A 17104-nucleotide genomic window follows, 5' to 3' on the forward strand; every position below is an offset into this window, starting at 1 on the left:
CTTTGGGGGAACGATTTTTAATTTAAAGCAATTTTTCTGACTTTTAGGTATCACTAATGGTTAATAATATGAAGAAAATATGCACAAAAACCTTTGTTTTGGTCCTTATTCTAGCATTTGCGATCCAATCATGTACGCAAAACAGCAAACAAGGAACAACTCAAGAAAGTCAGTCAGATAGTACAAATGCTGTATCAACTGATACAATTGCAAGTACTGCAGATACAAATCCAGAAAATATCCAATTGACTGATAAGAAGGTTAAATTTCTATGGCGAGAGAAGAAATACAATCAGGAAGTGAAGGCAGATGTAAGCAGCCTAGTCCTCAATGAAGATTATATCAAAACCATTTCAGACCCTGAACGAGCAGTATTAGGATTGATAGCCACCTTTGTCGGCAATGAATGCGCTTGGGATGGTGAAGCAAAGGAGGATAGGAGTAACCTAAAATGTAAGATCCTTTGGGCCTTAGATCTAGGTTATCAATGCTCCTCAAAGCAAATGGATTTCTTGAGACAGTGGTTCCGTGCGGAGCCTAAGATCCTTGAAGAATTAAAGAATTGTCCAACAACTCCTGATGGTGCAACCATTCAAGATACCTTTGATGAGATCAATCTAGAAGTAAAAGGTAATCAGATCTTAGTTTCCTTCAAAGCGAATGGCATCAATCTAAGAGATGCAACCTCATGGAACTGGACCGAAGATCATACTTATGAATTGAGAGGAGATGAATTGTTCTTGATCAACAAAAAGGTTTCGGAGAAAAAGCAATCGAAGATTTCCGTCGGAGAAAACTAATTCTATAAAAAAGCGAAACTCCCCGATGCAAGGTGTACGGGGAGTTTCTATTTGAACTAACCTAATTACTCTAACTACTTAAATTTCTATTTTATAATTAATACCCTTCATTTTGAACAAGATTAGGATTCACTGAGATCTGTTGGCTTGGGATAGGATAAACCAAAGTCTTTGGATCTGGATCTGCAGCTTTCTCTTGCCAAGCATCCAAGAATTTCCCGAAACGAATCAAGTCCTGTCTTCTCCAACCTTCCCAATACAGTTCCCTTGCTCTTTCATCAAGCAGGTTCTCCAAGGTCAAGCTTGGGAAAGCTGCAATACCGCGATTTGAACGAATGGAATTGACGATAGTCAAAGCCTCCGCAGCAGTTCCAGTACCTCCTCTTAAAATAGCCTCTGCCTGCATCAATAGCACATCAGAATATCTATAAACGACCCAATCGTTGTTTCTTTGTCCATCAACTGCATAATCAAATGCATATTTCATCGGTCTTATTCCAGCTGTTTCAAGGGTTGCTCCTGAAGTCCTGATGGTTACCTCTCGCGTAAATACCAATGGAGCATTCGCAGGGTTTCTCGCCATCAAAGGCTTGTTGGTCGTCCAATTGTATTGCTGACCAGCAAAGAATCCCACATTTTGTCTACCATAGTTTTTCTTTCTGTTAGATGTGGTATCCGCAGGGTAATTATAGTAAATCCCTCTTCTTTCATCTATCGATTCAAATTTGTCGTAGTAGTCTGATAGGGTACACCATCCGTTCCATCCACCGGGATTAAGGTTGTAATGGGCGATAGTATACCAAGTACGATCAACATTCCCACCGCGGACTCCATTTTCGTTGTATAGCGTGAATATGTTCTCCGTAGATTTCACATCGTTATCAGGTGCAAAATTATCAAAGTACTTACCAGGGGCCGCTACAGTGTATTTTCCTGAACTTGTAATTTCTTTTGCCAATGCAATAACCTTGTTCATGTCTTCAGCAGCAAAGGTTGGCTGTTGGCGGTTTAAGAAAGTGCCTTTGTTCAAGTAGACTTTCATCAATAGAGTTTTGGCTGCATTCTTATTCGCGACATAGGCCAAATTAGGTCCATTATCGGGTAAGCTATTAATGATTTCTTCCATCTCCTTGATCAAAAAATCTATCGCAGCTTGAGGCTGTAGCACATTAGGAGGAATCCTGAAATCTTCAATGGATTCCCCTTCGCGGATAGGCACCACGCCATAAAGATCCAATAGATCAAATATTGCCAATGCACGGACAAACCTTGCTTCAGCACCTTGTTGAGGATTTGGATTATAGCGTAAAACCGTTCCGGCGTTGTAGATGACAGTTCCTAAGCTCACAAAGGTCCCGTTCATATAGCCATTGTCCGCATTCCAAGTATGTAAGTGAATGGCACGATGCATACCGTTATCATCCCAGTCGCCACCGCGGGTAGGAGCCATTGCTGCGTCTGTAGATATCTCCTGCATTACCCAGCGTTGTTCTTGTTGATATGGCGTGTTCAGTGAGTTGTAAGCAGTGACCAAAAGTTCCGCAGGATTAATGTTGGATGCTTCCCCTTCCTCCATTTCACTTCTAAATTCTTCGTTCAGTTTCGTGCAGGAATGGATCCCAACAAACGTAGTTCCTGCCAAAGCGATATATAATAGTGTTCTTAATTTCATTTGTCTAATGTTTTATTGTTACCAATAATATGTTGCTATCCTCCCTTATTACAGTGAAAAGTTGACACCTAATAAAATATTCCTTGCAGGCGGGTATGGCAGGTATTCAATGCCTAAGGAAGGAATACCATTGGTTGATCCGTCAGTGTTGACTTCAGGGTCAAAACCAGTGTATTTAGTGAAAATAAATAGGTTTTGTCCAGTCACGGAAACATTGAAATTCTTAAAGGTCTTGCCAATATTGCCCAATGAATAACTCAAGGAAAGGTTAGCTAACTTAAGATAATCGCCTTTTTCCAAGAAGCGTGTAGAAGGAGCAGATGAATTGGAAGTAGATTCCTTCACCGAAGTATCAAAGAATTGTTCTCCGATATTTCTGGAAGAAAGGTTACTCAATCCCAATACGGTTGCTGCAGTATTATTGAATAAATAATGACCAAAAGCTCCATTCATATTCGCCGATAAGGTCAGTTTCTTATAACTCACATTTGTTGAAATACCCAGTAGTGTAGTTGGATTCGGGCTGTTTGAATAGAACTTATTGATTGCAGGGTCATTTTGGCTGCTGATGCTACCATCTTGACCACGATACATGCTCATGCCTGTATCAGGATCGATCCCCTCATATTGTGCTAAATACCAAACATTCAAGGGTTGTCCGTTCACCATTCTTTGGCCCAATACGCCTGTAAACCCTTGTCCACGTAAGGCACCAGTTTCATAATAGCCGACCAAACCACTAACGCTGTTTTGTAGGAAAGTCGCATTTCCGGTCAAGTCCCAAGTCCAATCATTGGTATTTACGATGGTACCTGTCAAGGCAACTTCAAGACCTTTATTGACAATCTCACCATCCAGGTTTACCCAGATTAATCCGGCAGGTGATGGTTGGGCAAGCGTTTGCTCAAACAAGGCATCGGTGGTCTTTTTATTGAAGTAGTCAATCGATCCGTACAATCTGTTTTTCAAGATGGCGAAATCCAAGCCCACGTTGATGGTTGATGAAGTTTCCCAGCGCAGGTCATCATTACCGTAGTTGGCTTGGCTGATGCTTTGGTTACCAAAGATAAACCTATTCAATGAAGCGCCAGATGGGAACTCTTGGTTACCTGTTTTACCCCAACCTAATCTAAGCTTCAATTGATCAAAGATCTCATTGGATTGCATGAATTCTTCTTCATTCACATTCCAAGCAACCGCTAGGGACGGGAAGATCGCGTATTTATTGTTTGAACCAAATTTGGTGGAACCATCACGGCGAACTGTTCCTGTAAATAAGTAACGGTTTTTATAATTGAAACCTCCCCTTAAGAACATGGATTGCAGCTCGTTGGTAGGGCTTTTATAGGATGAAATATCGCGGGTAGCCACAGTGGAATATTGCAGATAGTCGAAATAATCAAGACCCATGTATTTAAATCCACCTCCGAAGGTCATGTTATTCTTGTAATTATAGTTCAAGAACTCATAACCGATCAAACCATTGATATTCCAATCTGGATTGATTTGCTTGTTATAAGAAAGGGTATGCGTCATTTGCAGGTTAGTTTCTGCATTATTGGAGATAAATGCTTGCTCGACTTCTGAAGCAGAAGGGTCAATCAGACCTGCGCGGTACATCCCTTCACGAGCACCAGTTTGGCGCATAACACTGTAAATGAAACGGTATTCCAAATCATCAGTTATTTTGTAATAAGGGGATAGATTGGCAACCATGGTATTCGTGGTCGATTGATCCTTGAATGCATCAATGCTCGTCAGCGGATTTCTTGTTGTTGTACTGACAAAAGTTAAGTTTCCATTTTCATCTCTTATCGGTAGGGTAGGATTCCATTGCATTGCTTGTGAAATCACATTTCCTTCAGCACCTACCATGGCATTGATAGGAGCATACCTATTATCCAATTGGGTAAGGAATAAAGAGACATCCAACCCTAATCTTTTATTTTCCAGGAAGTTGAAATTCCCAGTAAAGTTACCTGTGTATTTTTTAAGTTGGGAACCACGGATGATACCGTTCTGGTTTAAATATCCAGCCGATAGACGGTATTTACCATACTCAGAACCGCCAGAAACATCACCATAGTAGTTTTGTGTAATGGCTTGTCTAGTAATTGCCTTGAAGGCATCCTCATTGCCACCGAAATCAGAATTAGCTGCTTCAGATGGGGTGTAATAATTTAAGGCTTCTCTAAATCTTGCCGCATCCAAAACATCTGGATATTGACGCATGCCCGATACACCGGCAGACGCTCCAATTTGAACTACTGGTTCACCAGCTACACCTTTCTTGGTGGTAATGATAACTACACCATTCGCACCTCTAGACCCATAAATAGCCGTTGCCGAAGCATCTTTCAAGATGTCCATGCTGGCGATGTCACTAGGATTCAAGTAAGTCAAGGGATTTCCACGGTCCGAGGAAAAGCCTCCACGACCTGCAGGAAGTGGCGAGTTCCCAGACATCGGCACTCCATCTAATACAAATAAAGGATTGTTACTGGCGCGTATAGAGGAATTTCCACGAATACGAACAGTCGCAGAACCGCCTGGTTGGCCAGTATTGTTGATAACCATGACACCAGGAGTCTTACCTTGGATTAATTGGTCAGGGGCGGTCATCAAACCCTTGTTAAAGTTCTTGGCTTGAATAGTGACCAACGAACCAGTTAAATCTTTCTTCCTTGCGGTTCCATAGCCAATTACTACGACCTCATCCAATCCCTGATCAGAAGAGGATTGCAGTTGGATATCAATATGCTCGCCCGCTATAGCAACTTCTTTGCTTTGGTATCCTACAAAGGATACTTCTAATGCGGTTGCAGCATTAGGAACTGCTAAATTGAAAGCACCCAGATTATCTGTGGTTACAGCTAATGATGTTCCTTTTACTCGGATGGTAGCTCCAGCTAAAGCTTCACCAGCTTCATTTTTAACCGAGCCAGTAATGTTCTTTTCTTGTGAAAAAACAGGAATCGATAGCAGGATAACCATAATAGTAACCAGGTACTTTTTAAGTAAAGTCTTTTTCATACGGTTGTTTCTAATGTTTGTGTTTTAAGGTTTAGTAATTTGTTGAGGAGCTCCTTAACCTAAGCATGCTGCAATCTATGTCAATTAGATTGTCGACTTGGGTTTTCTCCTCGGGCTTCTTGCTGTAAGATTGGCTTTCGTAATTTGGATCGCCACGAAATAAAATTCCGGGCATAGTCCATGCGGATAGAGTGGTTCATATTTGATTAGTTCTGTTGATGTAAAAGTCAATAAAGTAGGTCTTTCTCTGACGTCAAATCGTCTCAATTTTATATCATTTCGTCTCAATGTGTTTTTTAGTTAACTTTTTGTTAATGTTTGTCATAAAAGTGGTTGCATGATAAACTTTGATTAATTGTTGTTTTTTTTTGTAAATTAGGATTAGACCTAGATTAAACTATTAAACTTATTTATAAACATTACTGATTTTATGAAGCCGATATCTGTACAGTTTAATACGCCATGCTTGATCAAAAAAAACTCTTGGAATTCCACTGCCGAGGGTTCTAATCTTGTCGATGCTGAACTACAAAAACCACAAATTCTTTTAGTGGAGAGTGATAAGGAATTATTGGCTTATCTATACAAAGAACTCAAGAGCAGTTATATCATCCTACGGGCAGAAAATATGGAGGAAGCTGAGCAGATTTTGTTAAAAAACAATATTCAGCTGGTTATTGCAGAGATTTTGTCGCCTGAAATGCAGGGGATTCAATTATGTGAGCGAATCAAATCTGATCCTATGCATTGTCATATTCCTTTGATCTTTCTTACCGAGCAACGTGGTTACGACCTGAAGATTGAAGTATTGCGACATGGAGCCGATGTCTGTATCGAGAAACCATTTTCATTGGAATATCTTTTGGTACAAATTGAAAATTTATTGTTCAATCGGCAGATGATAAGGGAATATTTCAGCAACCTTTCCATTGTTGGAAATAGAACAGATCTAGAGGCTGATACTTCTGATTATTTTTTAGAAAAATTGTATACTATCGTTGAAGAGCATATTGCCGAAGCGGATATGACCGTCGATCTCTTAGCCGAATTGATGCATATGAGTAGGCCTACCCTCTATCGAAAGGTCAGTAAGTTCTCCGACCTCAAACCCAATGAAATCATAAAGTTGGTGAAATTGGAAAAGGCAGCTGAATTAATCATGCTCCGCCAATTTACCGTTTCCCAAATTGCCAGTATGGTGGGCTATTCGGAACAGTCCAATTTTTCAAGGGACTTCCATAAACATTTTGGATTGCGACCGAGTAACTTCATCAATAGGATGGGGAATAATTTCGCTTCTTAAAAAGGAAAGATACTTTGCGTATGTTTGTTATAGCAAATTACAGCGCTATGAAAAACTTACTCCACATTGCAATGCTCCTTCTTTTTTCCTGCATTAGCAGCACTGTCTTTTCCCAGAAAATGGAAAAGAAGAATAAGAAATGGAAATTAGTCTGGCAAGATGAATTCAATTACGAAGGTTTACCAGATTCCACAAAATGGAGTTTTGATACCAAAGGGAATGCCTATAATTGGGGTAATAACGAAGCCCAACATTATACCGCTCATGATACCTCCAATGCTTATGTCAAAAAAGGTTATTTGACCATTACGGCCAAACGACAGAATGCAGGCGGCAAGAAATATACATCAGCGAGATTGAGGACCATCCATAAAGGAGATTGGAAATATGGGCGTTTTGAAATCAGGGCAAAGGTACCCACTGGACGTGGTACATGGCCTGCTATCTGGATGATGCCTTCCGCAGATACCTATGGGGGTTGGCCAAAGAGTGGTGAGATTGATATCATGGAATATATAGGTTCTCATCCTGATTCTGTCTTGGGTACGGTGCATACCGAAAGCTATAACCATGTCATCGGTACCCAAAAAGGGAAATCCACCTACCTGCCCGATGCGCACAAGAAGTTTCATACCTATGTTTTGGAATGGGATGCCAATGAGATTAAGATCTATGCGGATAAGAAACTCTATTTCACATTTAAGAATGAAGGGAAAACAGCAGCAGAATGGCCATTTGACCAAAAATTCCATTTGCTCCTTAATTTGGCAATAGGAGGAGGTCTAGGTGGACAAAAAGGAATAGATGATAGTTTATTTCCTCAAAGCTATGTTATCGACTACGTCAGGGTCTATCAACGATAGAAGCTCCCTAAAGTATACTCGCCATGATGAATATCCAACATGGCTTTTTTATATAAATAGCTCTAATTCTGCTTTATGCACACCGTCGGGAGTTGTATAGAACGGTCTTCCTTCCACCACCACATTTTTTTGCGGATCGATGCCAAGGGCATGGTAGATAGATTGATGGATCCTTTCAATCCGAATTGGTTTTTCTATTGTTTTGCAGGGCCTTTCATCAGCCGTTTTGCCATATACAAAGCCTTTTTTGACTCCGCCACCAAACATGAGGATGGAGCTTCCATCTGTAAAGTGCCTGTGCATGCCATAGTTCTTGATATCATTGATAATATCAGGTTGATCAACTTGATGCAGCACTTCTGCACCAGGCCTACCTTCCATCACCATATCGCGGCTGAACTCACTGGCTAATATTACCAAGGTGCGGTCCAAGTGGCCAGAACGCTCTAGGTCTTTCAATAATTGGGCGATGGGTGCATCGATCAATTTCTTCATGTCCTTGGCTCTGGTATGGCCGTTTTCATGGGTATCCCAACCCATGAACGGTTCATATTCACTGGTAACCGAAATAAAGCGTGCCCCTTGTTCAACCAAACGGCGCGCCATCAGGCAACCTAAGCCAAATTTTCCTGTATTATAGATGTCGTAAGTTTCCTTCGGTTCCTCAGATAAATCAAAAGTCTTCGCCTCAGGAGATTTAAGTAATCTATAGGCCTGTTCCATAGATCGCTTAAAGGATTCCTTTTGGTAATCACTGCCTAGGTCGCCAATGGCGTTTTTCCCTAAGAGTTCATTATAAAGTTGGTTTCTACGCTCGAACCTACTGAAGGACATCCCTGCAGGCGGTTTAACGGAGTCCAATCCTGAAGAGGGATCAGGAATCATAAAGGGACCAAATTCACTGCCTAATATACCGGCAGTATGGAATGCCTTGAGTTCTTCCGCTTCACCCACGGTCATGCGTTGTCCAATATTGATGAAAGCAGGGATTACCGGGTTTTTTGGACCCAATTCCTGCGCGATCCATGAACCAATATGTGGAGCAGCCACCGTTTGGGGTGGTTCATAACAGGTATGCCAATGGTATTGATGCCTAGAATGTAGAATATGGCCTAAATCCGCCGCCATATAGGAGCGAATCAATGTGCCTTTGTCCATCATGGCAGCAATCGATTCCAAGCCTTCCGAAAATTCGATTCCATCCAATGCCGTCGGGATGGATTTGAAAGTGCTCAGTACCTTATTGGAGTCCAAGCCTTTTTCATAAGGCGTATAGCGTTTGGGGTCAAAGGTTTCGGTATGTGCCATTCCACCTGCCATCCAAAGCAGGATCACAGAATCGGCAGTTGCTGTACCTTTGCCCGAACAGGAGGATAACAAGGCAGAAAGGGGAGAGCCAGCAGCTAATGCCGCCAAGGTTCCTACACCTGCGGTCCTCAAGAAATCCCTTCGGTTATAATTCAGTTTCATGATCGATTCATTTATCCCATCTGTTTTTATTCAATAAATTGAAATTCTGGGAGTAATACGATTGCCCAAAGAAGTTCCTGCACAGAACCTTCTTCCAGCTTTCCTTCAAATAATTTATTGGCAATCTTTAATTCATCCGCACTAGGCTTTCTTCCCAAAGTTTGTCCATATATAGCTTGGGTCAATTCATTAGGGTCTTTGTATTGCGCCAGCCATTTCTTGGCTCCTTGAATCAAAGTCTCGTTTAATTTAGTTCCATTTGTCAATTCCATGGCTTGCAAGAGAGTGACATGACCCTCACGCACGCTGATTACGTTTTCCCGGCTTGGTCGCCCTAAGGCCGTTAAGAATGGATCGTTTTGGACCAAGGCTGCCCTTACAAAAGAAGAGGCATCCATATAGGCTTTAGGATCTGCAAGTGGATTGTATTTCAGGGCATCTATCGTATATACCGGAGATACTACCGTACTTAAGGCATCCGAAAATTGTTCGGCAGTGAGTTTCTTTTTTAATATACCCCTGAAGACAAAGTTTGGCGCATTGATCGCACTCTGATCTTCCAATCCAATAGAAGGTTGTTGATAGGTTTTCGAAGTAGTGATCAGATACAGTAATTTTTTGATATCATAGCCCTCTTCCACAAAATTGACTGCCATCCAATCCAATAGATCAGCGCTCCATGGCTTTTTGTCCATTTCATCCGTTGGAGACACGATTCCTCTACCCATTAATTGCGCCCATATCCGGTTCACCAAAGTCCGGTAGAGTCTGCCATTTTCAGGTTGGGTCAGGAGTTGGGATAATTCTTTAGATTTTTCCTTTACAGTCCCGGTTTTGCTGATGGTTCCTAATTCTGGCCATAAAATACGGGTATCCGCCATTTTTCCAGTAGGGATATCACAGCGGTTGATTTCCAGCTGTTCTTCAGAAAATATATTGGCAAATGCATAGGCATCATCTAATTTCCAATCACTCACAAAGCTATCATGGCAAGAAGCACATTTCAGGTTGACCCCTAATAAGGCCTGGGAAACATTTTGCGCGGCCTGCATAGCGGTGGTCTGGCTGCTGTTGACTGCGCCTCTCCAGGCTATTCCCTTGATGAAGCCTTTGGACTCTTCCGTAGGATCCAGTAATTCCATAGCAAATTGTTTATAAGGCTTGTTGGTTTGCAGAGATTTAAATAACCAATCAGAAATATTGAAGCGTCCTCCGGTGATATAGCCTGTTCCAGAATAATCATTTCGTAATAGATCGTTCCAAAAGGTTGTCCAATGCGTTGCGTATTCTCGATCCTTAGCAAGGAGGCTATTGACCAGTTTCTCCCGCTTATCAGAATTACCATCAGCTACAAAACTCTTGATTTCCTGATCCGTAGGCGGTAACCCGATGAGATCGAAATACACTCGACGGATATAGGTGCGATCGTCCACAGGTTTTTGCCATTGTATTCCATTTTTCTTAAAATAAGCATTCACCAAGCGGTCTACAGGATTTTCCATTCCTGCAACAACGGCTGGTAATTCTGGTTTTCGCGGTTCCAATGGCGCATTTGGAAAAATTCCTTTAATATTATCTGGCCAAGGCGCACCTTTATCGATCCATAACTTGATTATGGCAATATCCTTTTCTCCCAGTGGTTTTCCTTTGCCTGGCATGGCTTCTTTATGTCCGGGAGGGAGAGAAACCCTACGGAGCAATTCACTGTGTTCTGAATCTCCAGGTAGTATGACTTGTCCAGACTCACCGCCCTTGAAGACCATATCCTTTTGGTCTAGGCGTAACTCTCCTTCGGTTTTATCACTGCCATGGCATTGAAAACAATGGTGGGCAAATATCGTCCGTACCGCTAGGTTCAAGTTGACCTGCTGTTCCGTGGTTAAGCTATCGGATGCAGTGGAAAAAGAGGCGAAATCAAACTCTGCAGATGATACTCCCCCTGCAATTTCAGCTAAGTTCTCATCTTGAGGCGCCCAAGGCGTAGTGCTCAATAGATAATCTTGTCCATGGGTTAAGGATCCACCAAAATGGCCTGCCATAAAAATACTTAAGACCGTCAAGAGGAGCGAAGTGCGATATATGGGGATCAATCCTTTTTTATCATGCTTCATGATCTGCAGGAGAACAAGAGCGGTAATGGCTCCAAAAACGGCGGTGCTGATACCGGACCATTGATGCCATTCAAATGTTTCCCCAGAATATGTACCTGTATTGGCCAAGAATAACCCTAATCCAGCTGCAAGGACTGCCGAAACTGCCCCAATATAAATTAACCAATTCGTTCCTGTCCTTAGATTGGATTGAAAGCTGCGGAGCTTCGCAAGCTCCATAAAGCCAGCAACCAAAATCAGGGCAACCGGAAAATGGACCAGCATCGGGTGTAGTCTCCCTAAAAATACCCAACCCCACCAAGGCTCTGCTTCAGTATTAGTTATTTCCTGGGTTTCAACCACAACTTCTTGGGCTGAAACTATGAAAAACAAAAGCAAAAAGCCCAGCAAAAGGCATGCGGGTTTATAGAAGGAAAAAATCTTTTGACTAGTTGGTTTATACATGATTGGTCCTTTATTGCTGACCGGGTTTAACTAAAGTTAATAAATAATTCCCAAGGACCATCCTGCACCATCATGTTTTGAAAAGCCTCGAAATCAGTAATTAACAGCTTTCTGCAACAGTTTGCCCGATTGTTTGTTGTATATATATTCTAATTGTTACGATGTTTCCTTCGTAACCCTAATTTTTAAATCTTAACACTATTACTATGTCAGAAAGAAAAGCAGAGAAAGACCCACAAATCATAGTTCAAATCCGTGAATTTTTAGATGGCCTCAACAATAGCGGTGGCGAGCCATTGGAGACGCTGTCTCCTGAAGATGCACGTCAAGTCTTGGTTGATGCTCAAAAATCAGTGAAGGTTGACTATTCAGGGATTTCAGAATCGGAAAGAGAAATTAGCCAAGATGGTATTAAGGTCAATATCCATATCGTTAAACCAGAGAAGTCCAAAGATAAAAAGCTGCCCGTATTTATATTTATCCACGGTGGCGGCTGGATTTTAGGAGATTACCCCACCCATAGGCGCCTGGTTCGGGATTTGGTGGTAAACTCTGGTGCAGCGGCAGTTTTTGTGGATTATACGCCTTCCCCAGAAGCAAAATACCCTGTTGCCATCAATGAAATCTATGCTGCTACAAAATGGGTTTCCGAAAATGGTGATGAAATCGGAGTCGATGGTTCAAATCTAGCCATTGCCGGAAACAGCGTTGGCGGCAATATGACCGCAGTAACCTGCCTGATGGCAAAGGATAAAGGTGGGCCGAAGATAAAGTTCCAATTGCTATTATGGCCAGTGACGGATGCAGATTTCAGCAGAGATTCCTGGAAGAAATATGCAGAAGGAAGGTTCTTGACCTCCAATATGATGAAATGGATGTGGGATAACTATTTGCCCGAGGAAAGTAAAAGAAAAGAATACTATGCTACCCCTTTCAATGCCAGTATCGAGGAATTAAAAGGATTACCTCCAGCATTGGTTCAATTAGCTGAAAATGATATTCTTTTCGATGAAGGCTTAGCCTATGCCAGAAAATTGGATGAAGCAGGAGTACCTACCACCATTCAAACCTATAATGGGTTTATCCATGATTATGGTTTGTTAAATCCTTTGGATCATATCCCTGCAGTAAAATTTTCAACAGAATTGGCAGCTCTTGGTCTGAAGAAAGCCCTTTTTGGTTTGGAATAGGTGTAGGTAAGTTTTATTGAAAGGGGATTTCATGAGGGGCAGTTTGTCGCAAATTAGGTTTCCTTTTTCAGTGTCACCATGAGAAGTAAAAATTTGGACTAATTTTATCGGAAGGTGATGGCAGCATGTTGTCAATGAAAACAAATTAGCTTTTAGTATTTTAAAGATAGAACCCCTTTTGGGGTTCCATTATTTTAGCAGGCATGGCACGTTAGCCTGGAAGTCGCGCAAAAACGATGTTCGATTAATCGAACATCGTTTTTGCATTACCCCTATATTGTTTGAACCCATTGCTAAAATAATTCTGCCCTTCCAGGGCAGTAATTCGCAAAACAGCATTCCTATTCCGGTGTCAAACTAAGGCACGAAGTTTCTCAGAACTATACAAACCATGATTGTATTGGCGTACAGGTCCTTCAAACTACGTGCACAACCATGGGGTCATCCTGACGCAGGAAGGATCTCGGAGGTATACAAACATTGATTGTTTTGGCGTACATTTCTTCAAACCTCGTTAACAACTCTGGAGTCATCCTGACGAAGGAAGGATCTCGGAGTTATACAAACAATGATTGTATTGGCGTACAGTTCTTCAAACCTCGTTAACAACTCTGGGGTCATCCTGAGAAGTAGGAAGGATCTCGGACCATACAAACCATGATTGTATTGGCGTACAGGTCCTCCATCAAAGATGGAGGATGACAAAATGTTGTGGACATTTACATACAGATTCTTCACTATTCGTTCAGAATTGGAAGTGTCCCAGAGAGGGATTCAGAGCGCAGCGAAGAATCTATTTTTTTATTTTTTTTAAGGATTGCTGTCATCCCGAAATCGTAAGATGAGGGAACTATTTTTTATTGATTTGACCCCTTTAAAGTGGATTTTCAGAAAAATATTTCACCCCCGCTAGGGGTTGTACGGATGACGAATTAGCCTTCTACAAAGATTTCACCCCTTCCAGGGGTTATCCGGTAAACGGTACATTTTTCTACAAAGATTTCACCCCCTCTGGGGGTTGCCTGCCTAAGTAAACAATGCTCCTTCGTCGGTTTGGTTACTTTTGGGCTCCAAAAGTAACAGAGAATTTTTGGCATCTCGACGGTTATCGAAGCCGAGATGCCGCTCGATGTTCATCTCGACGGGTATCCACAGATGCCGAGAAGCCGCTCGATGTTCCTTTGAGATATAGAAAAATATCCTACCTAGCCTCCTCAACTTTCGATTTTAAAACAGGTTATTATCCTGACCTGCTTCGAGACTTATTCGAGGCATGTTCGAGAATTATTTTATCCAGTTCGGCGTTTTCCGAATATGCCTCGAATAAGGTCAAGGCAATCATCGAAATTTATTAAGAAATCTTCCAATTCAGCTCAAAATGAACTTGAAGTATTTTGGGCGACATCCTAAATTATCTACAAATTCCCATAAATCTTTATTAAATTGAATGACCAAGAAACTATTAAGATTAAACATTCAACGGAAATAATTATTGTACATAAAGGCTGCGTATGGAACATTGGGAGTTGCTGTTAATTTTTCTGATAATCGCTTTTGTGTATTCATCTGTTGGATTTGGAGGCGGTTCAAGTTACTTGGCGGTATTGGCCATGTATAGCTTGCCTTATCAGGAGATTAGACTTACAGCACTGATCTGCAATGTGATCGTGGTTGTTGGAGGAGTCATCATCTATCTCAGGAATAAGCAGGTTGATTGGCGCAAAATCCTGCCACTAACCTTGATCAGTGTTCCGATGGCGTATTTAGGCGCCATCATGAAATTAAGCCAAGAAACCTTCTTCATGATCTTAGGCTTTACCTTAATCCTTGCTGCGGTATTGTTGTGGGTCCAAACAGATAAAAAAACGAATGAAGAAAGGAAAGATTATTTCAAACCAAGTTTGGTCCAAAACAGTTTATTAGGTGGAGGGATTGGTTTTTTGTCTGGATTGGTGGGGATAGGGGGCGGAATATTTTTATCACCATTGCTCAATTTAATAAAATGGGATACCGCCAAGAAGATTGCAGCAACTTCCAGCGTATTTATTCTGGTTAATTCTATATCTGGAATCGCTGGGCAGTTTTCAAAACTATCTGTCGAGATGAATTTCTCTAGGATTGGGATTTTATGTCTTTCCGTTTTTATAGGAGGGCAGATCGGATCTAGGATGTCCATTAAATGGAACCCATTAATAGTGAAAAGAATGACAGCAGCTCTTGTTTTTATAGCTGGAATAAACGTATTGATTAAATATTGGTAAAATAGAATGGCATGAAGATTACAGTGTTGGGTTTTGGAATAGCAAAAGATATATTTGGTTCATCAGAGATTCATCTGGAAGTAAATGAAGGTTTGAATGTCAGTGATTTAAGATCTGTTCTTGAGGAGGGATATCCTCAGCTAAACAAACTTAAATCCTATATGCTTGCCATTGATGAAGAGTATGCTGAAGATTCACAAATAATAAACAGTGGAAATGAAATTGCAGTGATTCCACCAGTTAGTGGAGGCTAATATGATAGAGGTAAAGATATCGGCAGATGAACTTGATATAGTAAGTTGCTTAGCTATTTCAAAGGATCTTGAAAGTGGAGGAATAGCTTCTTTTATAGGTTCAGTGCGCAACCATAGTAAAGGAAAAGCAGTGGTCCGGCTGGACTTTGAATGTTATGAAGCCATGGCGATAAAGGAAATGCGGAAAATTGCAGAGGCTGCCATTTCAAAATATGCCGTCCGCAATATTGTGATTCAGCATAGAGTAGGGACATTATATCCTGGTGAGGTCGCGGTGATCATTGTGGTCAACGATGGACATCGGGATTCTGTTTTTGATGCTTGTCGATTTATTATTGACAGCTTGAAGCAAACGGTGCCCATTTGGAAAAAGGAAATCTTTGAAAATGGGGAAGAATGGGTGTCAGCTCATCCTTAGGAAGAGGGATTAATTTCGTATATTTAATAGATTAGACTGTACGGTGATGAATGTAGAAGCCTTGAAAAACAATTCCATTGAGAAACTTGAGATCATTAAAGTAAAAGAAAAGAGCGGAAGTTCTTTTGTGGATGATGTTTCTGTGGAAGAACCTTTGGAAATCAAGGTTCGGTATGGAGAGGAGTCTGAAATGAAGACCAAGAACCTATCGGTTACCATGCGGACGCCGGGAAATGATATAGAGCTCGCTGCGGGTTTTCTGTTTACGGAAGGGATTATTTCCAATCTGGGCCAAATCAAGACCATTGAACATGCTAAATCTGAATGTTCCAGAAACAATGAGAACAGTATTGTTGTTGAACTTGTAGCTGGATATATTCCAGATTTAATGAACGTGGACCGGAATTTCTATACCACTTCAAGTTGTGGTGTCTGTGGGAAGGGTTCTATCGAGTCTATCCGGACGGTCAGCACCTTTCAGTCCATGTCGAAAAAGACGTTAAACATTGAATTGGACGTCTTGTATCAACTATCTGAAAAACTGAGGTCCTTACAGGATAATTTTAGCTCTACAGGAGGGATCCATGCTTCCGGCATATTCGATATAGAGGCGAATCTCTTTGGGCTGCGGGAGGATGTAGGTAGACATAATGCCTTGGACAAACTGATCGGATATTTTCTTTTGAAAGATCAGTTGCCCTTGAGGGAAAGGATTTTGGTCTTGAGTGGTCGGGCAAGTTTTGAATTGGTTCAAAAAGCTGCCATGGCAGGTATTCCAGTTATTGCAGCGATTGGTGCACCTTCAAGCCTTGCGATCAAGCTTGCGAAAGAGTTTGATATTAGTTTGTTGGGTTTCCTGGGGAAAAATAGATTCAATATCTATCATCAGGGAGCAAATTTGACTATTAAAAATTTATCATGAAAATTAGAATAAAAGATAATTCTGTACGGATTCGATTGACACAATCGGAAGTAAATTCGCTATACCAAGATGGAAATATTTCGAGCAAAACCGAGTTTTTGGAAAAATCCTTTGTTTATGCTGTGGAAAAGGCGGAGGTGTCAGAATTATCAGTAGAATATGTCGATAATAAAATTACCTTGAAAATTCCTGTAAGTATGTTGGAGCAACTGTATTCAACTGATATCGTAGGTTTTGAAGGGGTTACAGGGAAAGTAAAGTTGTTGATAGAAAAGGATTTTGTGTGTTTGGACAATACTTTGGAAGACCAAAGCGACAATTATCCGAATCCGAATATGATATGTTAAGCAGCTCTAAAATCAC

Annotated in this window: 13 protein-coding genes; 9 read left to right on the forward strand and 4 right to left on the reverse strand. The window is 41.2% G+C overall.

Annotated features, from left to right (window positions below; translation table 11 throughout):
• Positions 1-68 precede the first annotated feature (68 nt).
• Positions 69-800: a hypothetical protein gene (locus CKW03_RS06940; RefSeq protein WP_093095288.1), complete on the forward strand. Its 732-nt coding sequence runs from the start codon at positions 69-71 to the stop codon at positions 798-800.
• A 97-nt stretch (positions 801-897) separates the two neighbouring features.
• On the opposite strand, the gene CKW03_RS06945 is transcribed toward CKW03_RS06940, so the two are convergent.
• Together CKW03_RS06945 and CKW03_RS06950 are read right to left on the reverse strand one after the other, a co-directional pair.
• Positions 898-2472, reverse strand: a complete 1575-nt coding sequence (locus CKW03_RS06945; protein ID WP_093095290.1) for a RagB/SusD family nutrient uptake outer membrane protein — start codon at positions 2470-2472, stop codon at positions 898-900.
• Positions 2473-2520: 48 nt separating this feature from the next.
• Positions 2521-5505 carry a SusC/RagA family TonB-linked outer membrane protein gene (locus CKW03_RS06950; RefSeq protein ID WP_093095292.1) on the reverse strand — a complete coding sequence of 995 codons (2985 nt, stop codon included), beginning with the start codon at positions 5503-5505 and terminating at the stop codon, positions 2521-2523.
• 430 nt (positions 5506-5935) lie between these two features.
• Here CKW03_RS06950 and CKW03_RS06955 point away from each other — a divergent pair, with 430 nt between their 5' ends.
• Both CKW03_RS06955 and CKW03_RS06960 read left to right on the forward strand, forming a co-directional pair.
• Positions 5936-6808 (forward strand): response regulator transcription factor, encoded by an 873-nt coding sequence (locus tag CKW03_RS06955; protein ID WP_093095295.1) that lies wholly within the window; start codon positions 5936-5938, stop codon positions 6806-6808.
• Between the two features lie 119 nt (positions 6809-6927).
• The gene (locus CKW03_RS06960; protein ID WP_093095296.1) at positions 6928-7671 is read left to right on the forward strand and encodes a glycoside hydrolase family 16 protein; all 744 of its coding nucleotides are present in this window, start codon (positions 6928-6930) and stop codon (positions 7669-7671) included.
• A gap of 48 nt (positions 7672-7719) precedes the next feature.
• On the opposite strand, the gene CKW03_RS06965 is transcribed toward CKW03_RS06960, so the two are convergent.
• The gene (locus CKW03_RS06965; RefSeq protein WP_093095297.1) at positions 7720-9141 is read right to left on the reverse strand and encodes a DUF1501 domain-containing protein; all 1422 of its coding nucleotides are present in this window, start codon (positions 9139-9141) and stop codon (positions 7720-7722) included.
• A gap of 26 nt (positions 9142-9167) precedes the next feature.
• Positions 9168-11696 carry a DUF1549 domain-containing protein gene (locus CKW03_RS06970; RefSeq protein WP_197700986.1) on the reverse strand — a complete coding sequence of 843 codons (2529 nt, stop codon included), beginning with the start codon at positions 11694-11696 and terminating at the stop codon, positions 9168-9170.
• Between the two features lie 206 nt (positions 11697-11902).
• On the opposite strand from CKW03_RS06970, the gene CKW03_RS06975 reads away from it, so the two are divergent.
• The 6 genes from CKW03_RS06975 (at position 11903) to CKW03_RS07000 (ending at position 17088) form a co-directional block, all read left to right on the forward strand.
• On the forward strand, positions 11903-12886 hold the full coding sequence (locus CKW03_RS06975) for an alpha/beta hydrolase (protein WP_093095299.1): 984 nt from the start codon (positions 11903-11905) through the stop codon (positions 12884-12886).
• 1511 nt (positions 12887-14397) lie between these two features.
• Complete coding sequence (locus CKW03_RS06980) at positions 14398-15147, forward strand: sulfite exporter TauE/SafE family protein (protein ID WP_093095303.1); 750 nt, start codon at positions 14398-14400, stop codon at positions 15145-15147.
• Positions 15148-15158: 11 nt separating this feature from the next.
• Positions 15159-15401 (forward strand): MoaD/ThiS family protein, encoded by a 243-nt coding sequence (locus CKW03_RS06985; protein ID WP_093095305.1) that lies wholly within the window; start codon positions 15159-15161, stop codon positions 15399-15401.
• A 1-nt stretch (position 15402) separates the two neighbouring features.
• Positions 15403-15819: a molybdenum cofactor biosynthesis protein MoaE gene (locus tag CKW03_RS06990; protein WP_093095306.1), complete on the forward strand. Its 417-nt coding sequence runs from the start codon at positions 15403-15405 to the stop codon at positions 15817-15819.
• Between the two features lie 46 nt (positions 15820-15865).
• Positions 15866-16741 (forward strand): formate dehydrogenase accessory sulfurtransferase FdhD, encoded by an 876-nt coding sequence (gene fdhD, locus CKW03_RS06995; protein WP_093095308.1) that lies wholly within the window; start codon positions 15866-15868, stop codon positions 16739-16741.
• Entirely contained in the window at positions 16738-17088 is a 351-nt protein-coding gene (locus CKW03_RS07000) for a DUF7009 family protein (protein ID WP_093095310.1), read from the forward strand. Before fdhD ends, CKW03_RS07000 begins: the two co-directional genes overlap by 4 nt.
• Positions 17089-17104 lie beyond the last annotated feature (16 nt).

Origin of the sequence: Sphingobacterium mizutaii (assembly GCF_900187125.1) — a bacterium.
GTDB lineage: Bacteria > Bacteroidota > Bacteroidia > Sphingobacteriales > Sphingobacteriaceae > Sphingobacterium > Sphingobacterium mizutaii.